Raw genomic sequence first — 17,021 nt, 5'->3', positions numbered from 1 at the left:
CGGCCATGACCGAGTCGCTGACGGCTTTCGAACTGCTGCTGCAGATTGACCAGCGCTGTCGTCTGCTGGCGGCGGACTTGCCGTCCCAGCCGACCCGACAGGACAGCTGGAGCGGCATCGGCTTTCGCTTGGGCGAGCATTGGTACGTCGCGCCCATGGGCGAAGTCAGCGAAGTCCTGCACGAACCGCGCGTTACCCAATTGCCGGGGGTCAAGCCCTGGGTCAAGGGCGTGGCGAACCTGCGGGGGCGCCTGCTGCCGATCATGGATTTGAGTGGCTTCATCGGTCATGAACTGTCGAATCTGCGCAAGCAGCGACGGGTTTTGGTGGTGGAGCACAACGAGGTGTTTGCCGGGTTACTGGTCGATGAAGTGTTTGGCTTGCAGCACTTTGCCCAGGACAGCCTGGAACCGGTAGATACCTTGAGCGGCCCGATTGCACCGTTCATCAAAGGCCGGTTCCAGCGTGAGCAGACCTGGCAGGTGTTCAGCCCGTTTGCGTTGGTGCAGTCCCAAAGCTTTATGCACGTGGCGCTGTAACCGCAATGACGCAGATCCAATGTGGGAGCGGGCTTGCTCGCGAAGGCGGTGGGTCAGTCGGCATTGATGTTGAATGAATGACCGCTTTCGCGAGCAAGCCCGCTCCCACAGGGTTCTCGGCAAGGTTCACAGATGCTGGTTAACAGGCGAGAACCGATGATAAAAGCAAAAACAGGCAAGCCAGAAGGGTCGCGCAGCCGGTCGCAGATCATTGCGCTGTTCATCGCGTTGATCGTCTTCATCATGCTGCTGTTCGCCAACTTCGCGTACCTCAACACCCAGGCGAATTACGATAAACAGTACATCGGCCACGCCGGTGAGCTGCGCGTGTTGTCCCAACGCATCGCCAAGAACGCCACCGAAGCCGCCGCCGGCAAGGCCGCGGCGTTCAAGTTGCTCAGCGATGCACGCAATGACTTCGCCCAGCGTTGGGGCTACCTGAAGAAAGGCGATCCTTCCACCGGCCTGCCGCCGGCACCGTCCACCGTGCGCCCGGAAATGCGCGCCGTGCAGCTGGATTGGGAGCGTCTGCTGAAAAACACCGACGCCATCCTCTCCAGCGAGCAGACCGTATTGTCCTTGCATCAAGTCGCCGCAACGCTGGCCGAAACCGTGCCGCAGTTGCAGGTCGAGTATGAAAAGGTCGTCGAAATCCTCCTGCAACGTGGCGCCCCGGCCACTCAAGTGGCGATGGCCCAGCGTCAGTCGCTGCTGGCCGAGCGGATTCTTGGTGCGGTGAATACCGTGCTGTCCGGTGATGAAAATTCGCAGCAGGCGGCCGACGCTTTCGGTCGCGACGCGGCGCGTTTCGGCCTGGTGCTCAACGGCATGCTTCAAGGCAACGCGGCGCTGAAAATCAGCCAGGTCGAAGACCGCGACGCGCGCGCCCGGTTGACCGAGATATCCGAGCTGTTCGAATTCGTATCCGGTTCGGTGGATGAAATCCTCGAAACCTCGCCGGAGCTGCTCAAGGTCCGCGAATCGGCCACCAACATCTTTACCCTGTCGCAAACCCTGCTCGATGAAGCCTCGCACCTGGCCAGCCGTTTCGAAAGCCTCGCTGGCGGGCGTAACACCGGCACTATCGGTGGTTATGTACTGGGCTTGCTGGCGCTGATGTCGATCATCCTCATCGGCCTGGTGATGGTGCGCGAAACCAACCGTCAACTGCGTGAAACCGCCGAGAAGAACGAGCGCAACCAGAACGCGATCATGCGTTTGCTGGACGAAATCGAAGACCTCGCCGACGGCGACCTGACCGTGACCGCCTCGGTGACCGAAGACTTCACCGGGACCATCGCCGACTCGATCAACTATTCCGTCGACCAATTGCGCGATCTGGTGGCGACCATCAACCTCACCGCCGGCCAGGTCGCCGCCGCCGTGCAGGAAACCCAGGCCACCGCGATGCACCTGGCCCAGGCCTCGGAGCATCAGGCGCAGCAGATTTCCGAAGCCTCCACGGCCATCAACGATATGGCCCAGTCCATCGATCAGGTCTCGGCCAACGCCGCCGAATCCTCTGCGGTGGCCGAACGCTCGGTGGAGATCGCCAACAAGGGCAATGAGGTAGTGCACAACACCATTCATGGCATGGACAATATTCGCGAGCAGATTCAGGACACCGCCAAGCGCATCAAGCGGCTGGGTGAGTCTTCTCAGGAAATCGGCGACATTGTCAGCCTGATCGATGACATTGCCGATCAGACCAACATCCTCGCCCTCAACGCGGCGATTCAGGCCTCCATGGCCGGTGACGCCGGACGCGGTTTTGCGGTGGTGGCTGACGAAGTACAGCGTCTGGCCGAGCGTTCGTCCGCGGCGACCCGGCAGATCGAAACGCTGGTGCGGGCGATTCAGGCCGACACCAACGAAGCGGTGATTTCCATGGAACAGACCACCACCGAAGTGGTGCGCGGCGCGCGTCTGGCGCAGGATGCCGGGGTGGCCCTGGAAGAAATCGAAGGCGTATCGAAGACCCTCGCGGCATTGATCCAGAGTATTTCCAACGCCGCGCAGCAACAGACTTCGTCGGCCGGCCAGATTTCCCTGACGATGAACGTGATCCAGCAGATCACCACGCAGACCTCGTCCGGCTCCACCGCCACCGCCGAGAGCATTGGCAACCTGGCGAAAATGGCCAGCCAGCTGCGGCGTTCGGTGTCCGGTTTCACCTTGCCGGCCGCTAAAACGCAGGCTGCGGACAAAGCTTGAACCGCCTCAGGGCGTATGCATTTGATTGGAGTAGTTATGGGTGATCGGCACGACTATGTGGCCCTCGAGTGGGTCAAAGGCGAGATTGCCGAAACGCTGAAACAGGCTCATCAGGCGATCGAAACCCTGATCGACGATCCACAGGCGACACACACGCTGAGTGAGTGTCTGGCCTGTGTCCATCAGGTTCACGGTAGCTTGCAGATGGTCGAGTTCTACGGCGCGGCCTTGCTTGCCGAAGAGATCGAGCAGTTGACCGGCGCCTTGCAGCAGAACCGCGTCAGCCATCGCGATGAGGCGATCCACCTGTTACTGCACGCCCTTGGGCAATTGCCGACTTACCTCGACCGGGTGCAAGGCGCCCGTCGTGACTTACCGCTGGTGGTGTTGCCGCTGCTCAACGACCTGCGCAGCGCCCGTGGCGAAAGCCTGTTATCGGAAACCAGCCTGTTCAGCCCGCAACTGCCGGAGCTGCTACCTCTGGGCCCAGAGGCCCTGGCGCTGCTGGAACCGTCCGACTTGCCGAATGTACTGCGTAAATTGCGGCAAATGTTGCAGATGGCCCTGGTCGGTTTGTTGCGCGAGCAGGATGACGAAACCCACTTCGGTTATCTGGCCAGGGTGTTTGCGCGCCTCGAAGCGCTGTGCGACAACGCGCCGCTGAGCCCGTTATGGCAAGTCGCTTCAGCGCTGGTCGAAGGCATGCGCAATGGCTCGATCGCCAACAGCCCGGCGTTGCGCAGCTTGTTCAAGGACGCCGATAAAGAGCTCAAACGTCTGCTCGAACAAGGCATGTCTGGAATCAATCAACCGGCACCGCCGCAGCTGCTCAAGAGTTTGTTGTTCTATATTGCCAAGGCCGAACACCCCACCGGGCAGATGCTGACCATGAAAGATCGCTACTCGCTTGACGATGCGCTACCCGACGGCGCGATGGTCGATGAAGAACGGGCACGGCTGGCCGGCCCTGACCGCGACGCCATGCGCTCGGTATTGTCGGCGCTGTGCGAAGAGCTGGTGCGGGTCAAGGAGCGCCTGGACTTGTTCGTGCGCAGCGACCGCCAGCACACCTCAGACCTCGAAAGCCTGCTGGCGCCCCTGCGGCAAATCGCCGACACCTTGGCGGTGCTCGGTTTCGGCCAGCCGCGCAAGGTCATCATCGATCAACTGGCGGTGGTGCTGAGCCTCGCTCAGGGCCAGCGTGAACCCAACGACGCGACCCTCATGGACGTCGCCGGGGCCTTGCTCTACGTCGAAGCGACCCTGGCCGGCATGGTCGGTACCGTGGAGCCGCAAAGCCAGGAAGACAGCCGTCTGCCGACCACCGATCTGACGCAGATCCATCAGATCGTGATCAAGGAAGCGCGCATTTGCCTGCAACAGGCCAAGGACATGATTGTCGACTACATCGACGCCGACTGGGACCGCCAGCATTTGCAACCCTTGCCGGCGTTGCTGACCCAGGTGCGCGGTGCGTTGGCGATGATTCCGTTGGCCCGCGCGGCGAGCCTGGTCGAGACCTGCAACGGCTTCATCCGCGAGCATCTGCTGGTGGACCCGGGCCAGCCCGGCTGGCAGCAACTGGACAGCCTGGCCGACGTCATCACCAGCATCGAGTATTACCTGGAGCGCCTCAGCGACGACCCCGAAGCACCGGGGGAACACCTGCTCGATGTCGCGGAAAAAGGCCTGGCCTCACTCGGCTTCTTCCCCATCGAACAGCAGGTGCCGATGCTCAAGGATGTGCTCAGCCCCAGTGAAGCCCTGGTCATGCAGGACATGCAGGAGCTGGATGACCCCGAAACCGTTCAGTCCCTGGCCGATGTGCTGGCCAGCCCCGTATCGTCCGTCAACCCGCCAGCCCTGACCACGCCGGGTAGCCTGTTGCCGCCGCCCGCCGGTGAAGAGCCGGTGGACGATGAGCTACGGGACGTCTTCCTCGAAGAGACGGACGAGGTGCTGGAAATCCTCGAGGAGTATCTGCCGCGCTGGTCGGCCAGTCCCGACAGCACATCGGCCTTGAGTGAACTACGCCGCGCCTTCCACACCCTCAAAGGCAGTGGCCGGATGGTCCGTGCGCTGGTGCTGGGTGAGTTGGCCTGGGCGGTGGAAAACCTGCTCAACCGCGTGCTGGAACACAGCGTTGCACCTGGGCCTGCGGTGCAACAACTGGTGGGCGATGCGCTGAAGCTGCTGCCGGAACTGGTGGCCGAGTTCGCCGCCAATGCCCAGCGCCAGCGCAACGATGTCGATCAACTGGCCGCCCGCGCCCATGCCCTCGCCAAGGGTGATAAGCCGGTGTCCGATGAGGACGTGCAGGATGTCGCGGCGCTCGATCCACTGTTGCTGGAGATCTTCCGCAACGAAGCCGAAACCCATTTGAGCAGCCTCAATCGCTTCCTCGACCAAGCCGCCGAGCATGTACCGCTTCAGGCCAGCGACGAGTTGCAGCGGGCGTTGCACACGCTCAAGGGCAGCGCCTCGATGGCCGGCGTGCTGCCGATTGCCGAGTTGGCGGCGTCGCTGGATGAATTGGCCCGGGAGTACAAGGCGCACCGGATTGCCCTCGACCTGGACGAAGTCGAGTTGTTGCTGGAAGCCGAAGGGCTATTCCGCCTTGGGCTGCGACAACTCAAGAGCGATCCGCTGGCTGAAATCCCCGACGCCCGCTCGCTGATCGAGCGAACCCAGGTATTGCTGGCCGAGCGTCTGCAAAGCCTGTTGAGCACGCCCAATACCAAGCTGCGGATCAAGCGCGATCCGCAACTGATCAACAACTTCCTTGCCCAGGGCATGGACATCCTGCTGGACGCCGAAAGTCTGTTACTGCGCTGGCAGCAGCATCCCGGCGAGCGGCAGGAACTCAGCGCGCTGCTCGACGAACTGACCACCCTCGGCGAAGGCGCGCACCTGGCCGATCTGCATCCGGTGGATGAACTCTGCGAAGCTTTGCTCGACCTGTATGGCGCTGTGGAAGAAAGCAGCCTGGCGGTCAGCGACCGGTTTTTTCATGAGGCGCAAAGTGCCCATGAAGCGCTGATCAACATGCTCGACGAACTGGCCGCAGGCCAGGAAGTCACTGCGCAACCGCAGCGGGTGCGTGCCTTGCGCGACTTGCTCGATGAGAGTCTCGATCCCTCGTCCATGGGCCTGATCCGCAGTGACGGCAGCCGCACCCTGAGCATCCGCGAACTGGGCAGCGCCACCGCCGAGCTGGAGCAGAGCGCGACGCAGGTGGAGCTGGACGACGAAATCGTTTCGATCTTCCTTGAAGAGGCGGTGGATATCCTCGAAAGCGCCGGCCAGGCCTTGCAGCGCTGGCTGAGTGACCCGGACAACGGCGCGCCGCTGTCGTCGTTGCAGCGCGATTTGCATACCCTCAAGGGCGGTGCGCGGATGGCCGAGGTCGAGCCGGTCGGCGATCTGGCCCATGAACTGGAAAACCTTTACGAAGGCCTGGTGGACCGCCGTTACAGCCACAGCGAAGTATTGGCGCAATTGCTGGAACAGAGCCATGACCGACTGGCCCTGTTCCTTGATCAGTTGCAGCACAACCGTCCGTTGGGTGATCCGGGTGAGTTGATCACGGCCATTCGTGAGTTTCGCCAAGGCAATGCCGGCAGCGCCGAGGCGATCGAACCAGCGGTCAGCAATGACTCGGCGGGTCATGATTCCGAGCTTCTGGAGATCTTCCTCGAGGAAGGTTTCGACATCATTGAAAACTCCGGCGCGGCACTGTTGCGCTGGCAGGCCGAGCCCTCGAATCGCCAGGAAATGGAAACCCTGCTGCGTGACTTGCACACCCTCAAGGGTGGCGCGCGGATGGTGGAGATTGTGCCGATTGGCGACCTGGCCCATGAGCTGGAATTCCTCTACGAAGGCTTGTCGGCGGGCGTGCTGCAACCTACCGCCGAGCTGTTCTCGCTGTTGCAACGCAGCCATGACCGACTGGCGCAGATGCTCGATGCCACTCGCGCCGGTCAGCCATTGCCGCCGGCCGATCGGCTGATCGACGCGATCAAGAATTTCAGCCATCCGGCAGTGCCCGTAACATCGGCACCCGTGACGCTGCCCGTAGCGCCTAAGGCCGAGCCAACCGCGCTGCAACCGGAAGGCACCGACACGGTCAAGGTCTCGGCGGAATTGCTCGACGACCTGGTCAATCTGGCCGGGGAAACTTCAATCTTCCGTGGCCGCATCGAACAACAGGTCAACGATGCACGGGTGGCCCTGAGCGAGATGGAAACCACCATCGAACGCATGCGCGACCAGTTGCGCCGCCTCGATACCGAAACCCAGGGGCGGATTCTCAGCCGTCAGCAAGTCGACGCCGAACGCCTGGGGTACGAAGAATTCGACCCATTGGAGATGGACCGCCACTCGCAGCTGCAACAGTTGTCCAGGGCGCTGTTCGAGTCTGCCTCCGACCTGCTTGACCTCAAGGAAACCCTTGAGCGGCGCAATCACGACGCGGAAAACCTGCTGCAACAGCAGGGCCGCATCAACACCGAATTGCAGGAAGGCCTGATGCGTACGCGCATGGTGCCGTTCGAGCGGATGCTGCCGCGTTTGAAACGCATCGTTCGGCAGGTCGCCAGCGAACTGGGCAAGGACGTGGACTTCATCGTCGGCAACGCCGAAGGCGAGATGGACCGCAACGTCCTCGAGCGCATGGCCGCGCCGCTGGAACACATGCTGCGCAACGCCGTTGACCATGGGCTGGAATCGGCCGAGGTGCGTATCGCGGCGGGTAAACCGGCCCAAGGCAAGATCACCCTGGACTTGTCCCGAGAGGGTGGTGACATCATTTTCGACATCCGCGACGACGGTGCCGGCGTGCCTTTGGAGGCCGTGCGGCGCAAGGCGATCAAGCGCGGGTTGCTCGACCCGGACAGCGACATCAGCGACCGCGACGTGCTGCAATTCATCCTGCAACCGGGGTTCTCCACCGCCGAGAAAATCACCCAGATCTCTGGGCGTGGCGTCGGCATGGATGTGGTTCACGAAGAAGTCCGGCAGCTCGGCGGCAGTATGACCATCGACTCGGTGCCAGGGCAGGGCGTGCATTTCCGGATTCGCCTGCCGTTCACCGTGTCGGTCAACCGCGCGCTGATGGTGCAATGCGGGGAGGATCAATACGCGATCCCGCTGAACACCATCGACGGCATCGTGCGTGTATTGCCCAACGAACTCGAAGGGCATTACCGGCTGGATCCGCCGACCTACGAATACGCCGGGCAACGTTACGAGTTGTGCTATCTCGGCGAGCTGCTGAAAACCAGCACCCGCCCGAAACTGCTGGGCCAGAGTCTGCCGTTGCCGGTGTTGCTGGTGCAGTGCAACGAGCGGCACGTCGCGGTGCAAGTGGATGCCATGGCCGGCACCCGGGAAATCGTGGTCAAAAGCCTTGGCCCGCAGTTCGCTGCGGTGCAGGGTTTGTCCGGCGCGACGATTCTCGGTGATGGCCGTGTGGTACTGATTCTCGACTTGCTGGCGCCGATCCGCGCGATGCAAGCACAGCTGCCGAAGCGGCCTGTGACTCAAGACGTAGAGCCCGAATCGCAACGGCCGTTGCTGGTGCTGGTGGTCGACGATTCGGTCACCGTGCGCAAGGTCACCAGCCGTTTGCTGGAACGCCACGGTATGAACGTGCTGATCGCCAAGGACGGTGTCGACGCCATGTTGCTGCTCGAAGAACACATGCCCGACCTGATGCTGCTGGACATCGAAATGCCGCGCATGGACGGCTTCGAAGTGGCGACCCAGGTGCGCGCGGACGAACGCTTGCGGCATCTGCCGATCATCATGATCACCTCCCGTACCGGCCAGAAACACCGCGACCGCGCCATGGCCATTGGCGTCAACGACTACCTCGGCAAGCCGTACCAGGAATCGGTGCTGCTCGACAGCATCGCCCGGTGGAGCAAAACCCATGTATGAACACCGCTCCAGCAATCTCACCGGACTGCTACTGCCCTTGGCTGATCGCAACCTGATCCTGCCCAACGTCGCTGTCGCTGAACTCATCGACTATCAGCCGGGGGCTTTCGATCTCGATACCCCGCCGTGGTACTTGGGGCGGGTGACGTGGCGGGAACGACAGATTCCATTGCTCAGTTTCGAATCGGCATGCGGCAACAAAGTGGTGATCGGTGAGCGAGCGCGGATCGTCATCCTCAATGCCCTCGGCGGGCGGCCTGAGCTGAAGTTCATTGCGCTGCTGGTGCAGGGGATTCCGCGGTCTTACAAGCTGGATAGCCAGTTGAGCTATGTGGATGTGCCGTTGTGTGCGCTGGAACAGGCGGCGGTGCAGGTGGGGGAGCAAGTGGCCAAGGTGCCGGATTTGTTGGCGTTGGAAGAACTGCTTGTTACAGCAGGGTTAGCCCATTGATCGTTCCCGCGCTTCGCGTTGATCGTTCCCACGCAGAGCGTGGGAACGATCAGGTTTCTGCGTTAAACCCCGGCCCGAGCCTTCATCTGCAACGACTCATGATGATCCAGCACCCGCTCCACCAACAACTGCACGCCATCGGCCAAACGGCTGAGCGCCAAGGCTACAGAGCGGCGTGAGCCTTCCACATCGTCCGCCAGATCGGCAGCAATGGCGCTGATGGACAGCAGGTCTTCGGAGGCATTGGCCAGAAGGGCTTCGGTGTCGATATCGGGGGCGACGGTGAAGAGCTGGGACTTACGGCGGTTGGCCGGTTTTTCGTGGAGTGGGGGGAAGTAATGGGAGAAGGCGCGGTCGGCGGCTTCCTTCATTTTTTCTGCATCGAGGGATGCTTGGGAATCAGTCCCGGATTCTGGCGGGTTGGGAGTAGCTTTGAACATTGTGCATCTCCAGTAATGAGTTTCAGCTGCTCCATCGGTTCCACGCGAAGGGGTGGCAGCTGTACGCAGGTTGGAACCCGAGGTGGAGAAAACCCGGCAGACCCGAAGGTCTCCCGCGTACAGCCGCCATAACGGAATACACACATTAAAGGTGCGCAAGCATACGTCATGAGGGGCGCTTTTGCGCCTTCTACACCTCGGGGTTCCAAACCCGGTCGCTGAATTGGCAGCGACACGCAAACAATAAAGATCAACGCAAAAGCGCACCAGTCAGCGGGTTCCGGCATTGCTGTAGGCAGCGACGCCAGACTGCGTAGCCTCTCACCGTTCCTGCGGACAAACTTCTAAACACAAAACCTCAGGCGGTCGGACCTTCCAACAAGCCCCTGGCCACAAAGGTTTCTGTATCAGGTTGAAGATTCCCAAAAAGGGACCTATCGTTCCTTTTTTGGGACTTATCGGTCGTTGCCATGAAAAACCTGTCACTAAGCGAAGCCTTGTTCACTACCACTCAGCAAAAAGTGCTTGGCCTGCTATTTGGTAAACCCGACCAAAGCTTTTACGCCAACGAGATCGCCCGCTGGGCTCAAGTGGGTAAAGGCAGCCTCATGCGCGAGCTGGATCGGTTGCAGCGGGCAGGCGTGCTGACCCTGACCCGTCAGGGCAACCAGACCCACTATCAAGCCAATCCCGACTGCCCGATCTATGCCGAACTGCTGGGCATCGCCCGCAAAACCTTTGGCATTGCCGAGCCTCTGCGTCAGGCGCTCCAACCCTTTGCCGAACAGATCACTTGGGCATTTGTGTACGGTTCTATCGCCAAGGATCAGGCAAACGCATCCAGTGACATTGATCTCATGCTGATCGGCGAGGGCCTGCACTACAGTGAAGTGATGGAGCGGCTTATACCGATGGAAGAGCTATTGGGCCGCGTCCTCAACCCAACGCTCTACACCCCCGACGACTGGGCCGCCAAACTGGTGGCTGAAAATAGTTTTGTCGTGCGGGTAGCGCAGCAGGACAAGATCAATCTGATGGGGGGAAACCCTTTGGAGTCCAAGGATGGGCAGCAACGAGAACCTGGAAAACCTGTTACGTAGCGGTGGACTGAAAGCTGAGCCGCCGGATCGCAAGGAATGCGAAGGGCTGATGCAGATGACGTCCTTCAGTTCATCGCGGACCTGATCGTTCCCACGCTCTGCGTGGGAATGCAGCCCGGGACGCTCCGCGTCCCATTCGAGAGCTGGAACGCGGAGCGTCCCTTGAGGCATTCCCACGCAGAGCGTGGGAACGATCGGGACGGTGTTCGATCATTACGGTCAGCGTAATGATCCGTCCCTCTGCTTGATTGATGCCCCCACCCAACGCTCCTAAGGTGACCCCCACGACAGCGAACCCGTGGAGTGGTCATGACAACAACAATATCCCCCGACTCGCGATGGACGCGGCGGCGCAGCGAAAAGCAGCGGCGCCTCGAATTGGTGAAGGGGCTTGCCGACGGTGTGGTGTTGCCCACCGACAAGATCGTTGCGGCGCTGGAGGCGTTGATTTTGCCCGGCGACCGTGTGGTGCTGGAGGGCAATAACCAGAAGCAGGCGGATTTCCTCTCCCGCTCCCTGGCCAAGGCCGATCCGGGCAAGCTGCATGACTTGCACATGATCATGCCCAGCGTCGGGCGTTCCGAGCACCTGGACCTGTTCGAGCGTGGTATCGCCCGCAAGCTCGACTTCTCTTTTGCCGGCACCCAAAGCCTGCGCATCAGTCAGTTGCTCGAAGACGGCCTGCTGGAAATCGGCGCGATCCACACCTACATCGAGCTCTATGCGCGACTGGTGGTCGACCTGATTCCCAACGTCGTGCTCTCGGCCGGTTTCATGGCCGACCGCGCCGGCAACATCTACACCGGCCCGAGCACCGAAGACACCCCCGCATTGATTGAACCGGCGGCGTTCAGCGATGGCATCGTCATCGTGCAGGTCAACCAATTGGTGGACGACGTCAGCGAACTGCCTCGCGTGGACATCCCCGCGTCCTGGGTCGATTTCGTCGTGGTGGCCGACAAACCTTTCTACATCGAACCGCTGTTCACCCGCGACCCACGCCACATCAAACCTGTGCACGTGTTGATGGCGATGATGGCGATCCGCGGGATCTATGAAAAACACAACGTCCAATCCCTGAACCACGGCATCGGTTTCAACACCGCGGCCATCGAACTGATCCTGCCGACCTACGGTGAATCCCTCGGCCTCAAGGGCAAGATCTGCCGCAACTGGACCCTCAATCCTCACCCAACCTTGATCCCTGCCATCGAAAGCGGCTGGGTCGAAAGCGTGCATTGCTTCGGCACTGAATTGGGCATGGAAAACTACATCGCTGCCCGGCCCGATGTGTTCTTCACCGGCCGCGACGGTTCACTGCGCTCCAACCGGATGTTCTGCCAATTGGCCGGGCAATACGCGGTAGACCTGTTCATCGGCGCAACTCTGCAAGTCGATGGCGACGGTCATTCCTCCACCGTCACGCGCGGCCGCCTGGCCGGATTTGGTGGTGCGCCGAACATGGGCCACGACCCGCGCGGTCGCCGCCATGGCACGCCGGCCTGGCTCGATATGCGTCACGACGATGCGCCCGAAGCATTGCTGGAGCGCGGTAAAAAACTCGTGGTGCAAATGGTCGAGACCTTCCAGGAGGGCGGCAAGCCGACCTTCGTTGAAACCCTCGACGCGGTGGACGTGGCGAAGAAAAGCGGTATGCCACTGGCGCCGATCATGATCTATGGCGACGACGTCACTCACCTGCTCACCGAAGAAGGCATCGCCTATTTGTACAAGGCCCGTTCCCTCGAAGAGCGTCAGGCGATGATCGCGGCCGTCGCCGGGGTGACCGCCATCGGCCTGCGCCACAACCCGAAAGACACCGCGCGCATGCGCCGCGAAGGCCTGATCGCTTTGCCCGAAGACCTCGGCATCCGCCGCACCGACGCCACCCGCGAGCTGCTCGCAGCGAAAAGCGTGGCCGATCTGGTGGAGTGGTCCGGTGGCCTCTACAACCCACCCGCCAAGTTCAGGAGCTGGTAATGCGCGCATTCAATCTGCAACCGAAACCTTTAACCCTGACGGAGCGGCTGGCGGATCTCGCGGTGGACGCGCTGATCGACGAAGCGGATCTGTCGCCGAAACCGGCGCTGGTGGATCGTCGCGGCAATGGTGCGCACACCGATTTACACCTGAGCCTGATGCACGCCTCGGCGCTGTCGTTGTGGCCGGCGTTCAAAGCAATGGCGGACGCGGCCATCGAATTTGGCGAAGTCGGTTTACCCCTGCGCGAAGCTCTCGGGCGGATTGGTCGTAACGGTGAGCAAACGATGCTCGCCACCACCGACGGTGTGAATACTCATCGTGGGGCGATCTGGGCGTTGGGGCTGTTGGTCGCTGCGGCAGCGCTAGAGTGCACGAATACCAAAGCCAGCGCCGTGACCTTGCGCGCTGCACGTCTGGCCTTGCTCGACGACCGTTACGCACCGCGCCCTTTAAGCCATGGCGCTCAAGTCGCCCAGCGTTACGGCGCGCGCGGTGCCCGTGAAGAAGCACAGCTGGGCTTTCCGGCGGTGATTCAACGCGCACTGCCGCAACTCAAACTCAGCCGCGCCGCCGGTCATGGCGAACAGAACGCCCGGCTCGACGCCTTGCTGGCGATCATGACCCATCTCTCCGACACCTGCGTGCTCTACCGCGCAGGCGAAACCGGCCTGCAGACCATGCAACTCGGCGCCCAAGCAGTGCTCGCCGCCGGCGGCAGTGCGAGCCTGGCCGGTCGCCGCCGTTTGCATGAGCTGGACCAACAACTAATCGCGTTGAATGCCTCGCCCGGCGGCGCTGCGGACTTGCTCGCAGCCTGCCTGTTTATCGACCGTATCGACTCGGGCGACGGCATCTTCCAGGGAGCGTTTTGATGGAAACCTTATCCTTTGAATTCCCCGCCGGGCAGCCGCCTCGGGGCAGGGCGCTGGTGGGCTGCGTGGGTTCGGGCGATCTGGAAGTGCTGATCGAACCGGGGCTGGCCGGCAAGCTGACGATCCAGGTGCAGACCTCGGTCAACGGCAGCGAACAACGCTGGCAGCATCTGTTCGCGCGGATGTTCGACGGCCAGACACCGCCCGCGATGGCGATCGATATCCACGATTTCGGCGCCACCCCCGGCGTGGTGCGTTTGCGCCTGGAACAAGGTTTCGAGGAGATCGGTCATGACTGATAGCGCAGCCTTGCTGAATAAACACAGCTTCGTCGAACTCGGCGCCCGGCAACGGGCGAGAGCACTGCTCGACACCGGAACCTTCCGCGAACTGCTCGACCCGTTTCAGCGCGTCATGTCGCCATGGCTGTCACGCCAGGGCGTGGTGCCGCAAGCCGATGACGGCGTGGTGATCGCCAAGGGCAGCATCGGCGGTTTGCCGGTGGTGATCGCTGCCATCGAAGGCGCGTTTCAGGGCGGCAGCCTCGGTGAAGTCGGTGGGGCGAAAATTGCCGGCGCGCTGGAACTGGCCGCCGAGGACAACCGCAAAGGCATTCCCACTCGCGCCGTGCTGCTGCTGGAAACCGGTGGCGTGCGTTTGCAGGAGGCCAATCTCGGGCTGGCGGCGATTGCCGATATTCATGCGGCGATTGTCGATTTGCGCCAGTACCAACCGGTAGTTGGCGTGGTCGCCGGCAGCGTCGGCTGTTTTGGCGGCATGTCGATTGCCGCCGGGTTATGCAGTTATTTGCTGGTGACTCAGGAAGCGCGCCTTGGCCTCAACGGCCCTCAAGTGATCGAGCAGGAAGCCGGACTTGAGGAATACGACTCCCGCGATCGCCCGTTTATCTGGAGCCTGACCGGCGGCGAGCAACGTTTCGCCAGTGGTCTGGTGGATCGCTACGTGGCTGACGACGTGGCGCAGATTCAGCAGCAGGTCGGTGAATTGCTCCAGCAGGGCTTGCCGGCGCAGCAACGTAGCCGCCAGGCCGAATGGTTTCTGCAACGACTGGCCAAGCTGGACGCTGAACCACAAATCGAGCCGGCGACGGTTCGCGATCTGTATCAAGGAGAGCGCTCATGAGTTCGTATTCCCTGAGAGGCTTGAACTGGTTCAACGCCTTGAGTGCCGTCGCAAAACCGGTCGCGGGTTTGCCGGCATCGTTGAAAGTCGCCGATGGTTTGTTGGGTGAGCAGCCTGCGCGTTTTATCGCGGTGGTGGCCGATCCCGACAACCGTTTCGTCCGCGCTCGCAATGGCGAGGTCGGTTTGCTGGAAGGCTGGGGCCTGGCCAAAGCGGTGGATGACGTCATTGCCGCGGATAACGACAAACCTCAAAAACGCGCCTTGATCGCCATCGTCGATGTGCCGAGCCAGGCTTACGGCCGGCGCGAAGAAGCCCTCGGCATTCATCAAGCCTTGGCCGGTGCGGCGGACAGTTATGCCCGCGCCCGACTGGCCGGGCACGCAGTGATTGGTTTACTGGTGGGCAAGGCGATGTCTGGCGCCTTTCTCGCTCATGGCTATCAGGCCAACCGGCTGATCGCGTTGCGCGATCCGGGCGTGATGGTGCATGCGATGGGCAAGGCGTCGGCGGCACGAGTGACGTTGCGCAGTGTCGAAGAACTTGAAGCCTTGGCCGCCAGCGTGCCGCCGATGGCGTATGACATCGACAGCTTTGCCAGCCTGGGTTTGCTTTGGGAAACCCTGTCGGTGGATCAGATCGAGCAGCCGACCACGGCAGATCTGGCGCGGGTGAACGAGTGTCTGGTTCAGGCGATTGAAGATGTCGGGGCAGGTCGTCGCGATTTGAGCGGCCGCTTGGGTGCGAACAATCGCGCCGCGTCGAGCAAGGTTCGCCAACTGCTGAGAGAGCAGTGGTGAGCACGCTTCTGGCCCACGACCTGCTGTGGGGGATGACCCCGGAGCAGTTGCCTGCGGATGCGCCTGCGTGGGTGATCGAGTCGATCAGCGCGGGTCAGCCGGTGGTGGTTCGGCGCGCGATGACCGCACCGGATCAAATCGCGGTCGGGGTACGCGGACGCTTGCGCGAGCAGCGTTATGCAACGTCGATGGCGATCACGGCGATTTCACGTCGGGTAAGGCCGGAAGAGCTGTGTCATGTCGAGACGACTCGGGACCTGCCGGCCCTGCGAGCGCTGGCGCAATTGCGACCAATGCTCGACGCCTGCGGTTGGGTGTGGGGTGTCAGCGGCAGTGCCGGGTTTGAATTGGCCAGTGGTTTTGCGGCGTTGCATGAGCGCAGCGATCTCGATTTGATCCTGCGTACACCGCAACCGTTGAGCCGGCTTCAAGCGCGAGAGTTGGCGACTCTTCTCGGCGCCGCTGAGTGTCTGGTCGACATGCAACTGCAGACACCTTACGGCGCTGTGGCCTTGCGTGAATGGGCTGGCTCGTCGCAACGGGTGCTGCTCAAAAACGCTCAGGTCGCCTGCCTGGTCACCGATCCCTGGAACCCGCAGGAGCAAGCAGCGTGAGCAGTTTGCTGGTGTTCCCCGGCCAGGGCGCGCAGCAACCGGGCATGCTTCATCGCTTGCCTCGGGAAACGCTGATCGAGGCGAGCGAGGTGCTGGGTGAAGATGTTTTGTTGCTGGATTCCGCCGAGGCGTTGCAGTCGACGAGGGCGGTTCAGTTATGCCTGCTGATCGCCGGAGTCGCCGCTTCACGTCAGTTGTTATTGAGCGTGGATTACGTGGCCGGATTGTCCATCGGCGCCTATCCAGCGGCGGTGGTCGCCGGTGCCTTGAGCTTCAGCGATGCGTTGCATCTGGTCAGCCTGCGCGGTGAGCTGATGCAACAGGCTTATCCTCAAGGCTATGGCATGACCGCGATCATCGGTCTGGATCTGGTGACGGTGGAAAGGTTGCTGGCGCAGGTTCACAGCGTCGACACACCGGTTTACCTGGCCAACATCAACGCCGATAACCAAGTGGTGATTGCCGGCAGCGATGGTGCGATGAAAGCGGTTGCCGAGTTGGCGAAAGGTTGTGGTGCAGGTCTGGCCAAGCGTCTGGCGGTCAGCGTGCCATCCCATTGCCCGCTGCTGGAAGCACCGGCAAAAACCCTGGCCGAAGCTTTCGCCAAGGTGCAGTTGAAAACGCCGACCGTGGGTTACCTGAGCGGCAGTCGCGCCCGGCCCGTTATCAATCCCGAGGCGTTACGCGACGACCTGGCCTTCAACATGTGCCGTGTGGTGGATTGGCGGGGCACGGTGCAAAGCGCCTATGAGCGTGGCGTACATCTACAGATCGAACTGCCGCCCGGTGCGGTGTTGACCGGGCTGGCGCGCCGGGTGTTCGAGCAGGGCACCGTGATTGCCTTCGACGGTGCGCGGCTCGATACCTTGCAGGCGCTGTTGCGTGAGGAGGGAAGCCGCCAACCCTAGAACTCAGGCTGCGAACG

At 61.8% G+C, this 17,021-nt stretch carries 13 protein-coding genes; 12 read left to right on the top strand and 1 reads right to left on the bottom strand.

Going from position 1 to position 17,021, the window contains the following annotated elements; genetic code table 11:
• The first annotated feature begins 5 nt into the window (after positions 1-5).
• The 4 genes from IB250_RS16550 to IB250_RS16535 all read left to right on the top strand — a co-directional run bounded on the left by IB250_RS16550 (position 6) and on the right by IB250_RS16535 (position 9,144).
• Positions 6-539, top strand: coding sequence for a chemotaxis protein CheW (locus tag IB250_RS16550; RefSeq protein WP_192344908.1), 534 nt, complete (start codon positions 6-8; stop codon positions 537-539).
• Positions 540-695: 156 nt separating this feature from the next.
• Positions 696-2,753, top strand: a complete 2,058-nt coding sequence (locus IB250_RS16545; protein ID WP_192344907.1) for a methyl-accepting chemotaxis protein — start codon at positions 696-698, stop codon at positions 2,751-2,753.
• Positions 2,754-2,789: 36 nt separating this feature from the next.
• Positions 2,790-8,693, top strand: coding sequence for an Hpt domain-containing protein (locus IB250_RS16540; protein WP_192344906.1), 5,904 nt, complete (start codon positions 2,790-2,792; stop codon positions 8,691-8,693).
• Complete coding sequence (locus tag IB250_RS16535; RefSeq protein WP_192344905.1) at positions 8,686-9,144, top strand: chemotaxis protein CheW; 459 nt, start codon at positions 8,686-8,688, stop codon at positions 9,142-9,144. The genes IB250_RS16540 and IB250_RS16535 overlap by 8 nt, the downstream gene beginning before the upstream one ends.
• Positions 9,145-9,206: 62 nt before the next feature.
• Here the strand turns inward: IB250_RS16535 and IB250_RS16530 are convergent, their stop codons facing one another.
• Positions 9,207-9,584 (bottom strand): DUF6124 family protein, encoded by a 378-nt coding sequence (locus tag IB250_RS16530; protein WP_192344904.1) that lies wholly within the window; start codon positions 9,582-9,584, stop codon positions 9,207-9,209.
• 470 nt (positions 9,585-10,054) lie between these two features.
• Here IB250_RS16530 and IB250_RS16525 point away from each other — a divergent pair, with 470 nt between their 5' ends.
• The 8 genes from IB250_RS16525 (at position 10,055) to mdcH (ending at position 17,004) form a co-directional block, all read left to right on the top strand.
• A complete protein-coding gene (locus IB250_RS16525; RefSeq protein WP_192344903.1) occupies positions 10,055-10,684 on the top strand; it encodes a nucleotidyltransferase domain-containing protein in 630 nt (209 codons plus the stop codon).
• Between the two features lie 309 nt (positions 10,685-10,993).
• The gene (gene mdcA, locus IB250_RS16520) at positions 10,994-12,664 is read left to right on the top strand and encodes a malonate decarboxylase subunit alpha (protein WP_192344902.1); all 1,671 of its coding nucleotides are present in this window, start codon (positions 10,994-10,996) and stop codon (positions 12,662-12,664) included.
• Positions 12,664-13,539, top strand: coding sequence for a triphosphoribosyl-dephospho-CoA synthase (locus IB250_RS16515; protein WP_192344901.1), 876 nt, complete (start codon positions 12,664-12,666; stop codon positions 13,537-13,539). Before mdcA ends, IB250_RS16515 begins: the two co-directional genes overlap by 1 nt.
• Complete coding sequence (locus tag IB250_RS16510) at positions 13,539-13,838, top strand: malonate decarboxylase subunit delta (protein WP_007941972.1); 300 nt, start codon at positions 13,539-13,541, stop codon at positions 13,836-13,838. The genes IB250_RS16515 and IB250_RS16510 overlap by 1 nt, the downstream gene beginning before the upstream one ends.
• Positions 13,831-14,682, top strand: a complete 852-nt coding sequence (locus IB250_RS16505; protein ID WP_192344900.1) for a biotin-independent malonate decarboxylase subunit beta — start codon at positions 13,831-13,833, stop codon at positions 14,680-14,682. The genes IB250_RS16510 and IB250_RS16505 overlap by 8 nt, the downstream gene beginning before the upstream one ends.
• Complete coding sequence (mdcE, locus tag IB250_RS16500) at positions 14,679-15,482, top strand: biotin-independent malonate decarboxylase subunit gamma (protein WP_192344899.1); 804 nt, start codon at positions 14,679-14,681, stop codon at positions 15,480-15,482. The genes IB250_RS16505 and mdcE overlap by 4 nt, the downstream gene beginning before the upstream one ends.
• Entirely contained in the window at positions 15,476-16,096 is a 621-nt protein-coding gene (locus IB250_RS16495) for a malonate decarboxylase holo-ACP synthase (RefSeq protein WP_192344898.1), read from the top strand. Before mdcE ends, IB250_RS16495 begins: the two co-directional genes overlap by 7 nt.
• The gene (mdcH, locus tag IB250_RS16490; RefSeq protein WP_192344897.1) at positions 16,093-17,004 is read left to right on the top strand and encodes a malonate decarboxylase subunit epsilon; all 912 of its coding nucleotides are present in this window, start codon (positions 16,093-16,095) and stop codon (positions 17,002-17,004) included. The genes IB250_RS16495 and mdcH overlap by 4 nt, the downstream gene beginning before the upstream one ends.
• Positions 17,005-17,021: the final 17 nt, after the last annotated feature.

The sequence above is a fragment of the Pseudomonas sp. PDM09 genome, from assembly GCF_014852305.1.
Taxonomy (GTDB): Bacteria; Pseudomonadota; Gammaproteobacteria; order Pseudomonadales; family Pseudomonadaceae; genus Aquipseudomonas.
This window is presented reverse-complemented; position numbering and strand designations above follow the sequence as displayed.

What these genes read in the sequence shown, in the direction of transcription:
- IB250_RS16525 (WP_192344903.1), top strand. Translation starts at nt 10,055, where the DNA reads ATGAAAAACCTGTCACTAAGCGAAGCCTTGTTCACTACCACTCAGCAA.
- mdcA (WP_192344902.1), top strand. Translation starts at nt 10,994, where the DNA reads ATGACAACAACAATATCCCCCGACTCGCGATGGACGCGGCGGCGCAGC.
- IB250_RS16505 (WP_192344900.1), top strand. Translation starts at nt 13,831, where the DNA reads ATGACTGATAGCGCAGCCTTGCTGAATAAACACAGCTTCGTCGAACTC.
- IB250_RS16545 (WP_192344907.1), top strand. Translation starts at nt 696, where the DNA reads ATGATAAAAGCAAAAACAGGCAAGCCAGAAGGGTCGCGCAGCCGGTCG.
- IB250_RS16535 (WP_192344905.1), top strand. Translation starts at nt 8,686, where the DNA reads ATGTATGAACACCGCTCCAGCAATCTCACCGGACTGCTACTGCCCTTG.
- IB250_RS16540 (WP_192344906.1), top strand. Translation starts at nt 2,790, where the DNA reads ATGGGTGATCGGCACGACTATGTGGCCCTCGAGTGGGTCAAAGGCGAG.
- IB250_RS16510 (WP_007941972.1), top strand. Translation starts at nt 13,539, where the DNA reads ATGGAAACCTTATCCTTTGAATTCCCCGCCGGGCAGCCGCCTCGGGGC.
- IB250_RS16515 (WP_192344901.1), top strand. Translation starts at nt 12,664, where the DNA reads ATGCGCGCATTCAATCTGCAACCGAAACCTTTAACCCTGACGGAGCGG.
- IB250_RS16550 (WP_192344908.1), top strand. Translation starts at nt 6, where the DNA reads ATGACCGAGTCGCTGACGGCTTTCGAACTGCTGCTGCAGATTGACCAG.
- IB250_RS16530 (WP_192344904.1), bottom strand. Translation starts at nt 9,584, where the DNA reads ATGTTCAAAGCTACTCCCAACCCGCCAGAATCCGGGACTGATTCCCAA.
- mdcE (WP_192344899.1), top strand. Translation starts at nt 14,679, where the DNA reads ATGAGTTCGTATTCCCTGAGAGGCTTGAACTGGTTCAACGCCTTGAGT.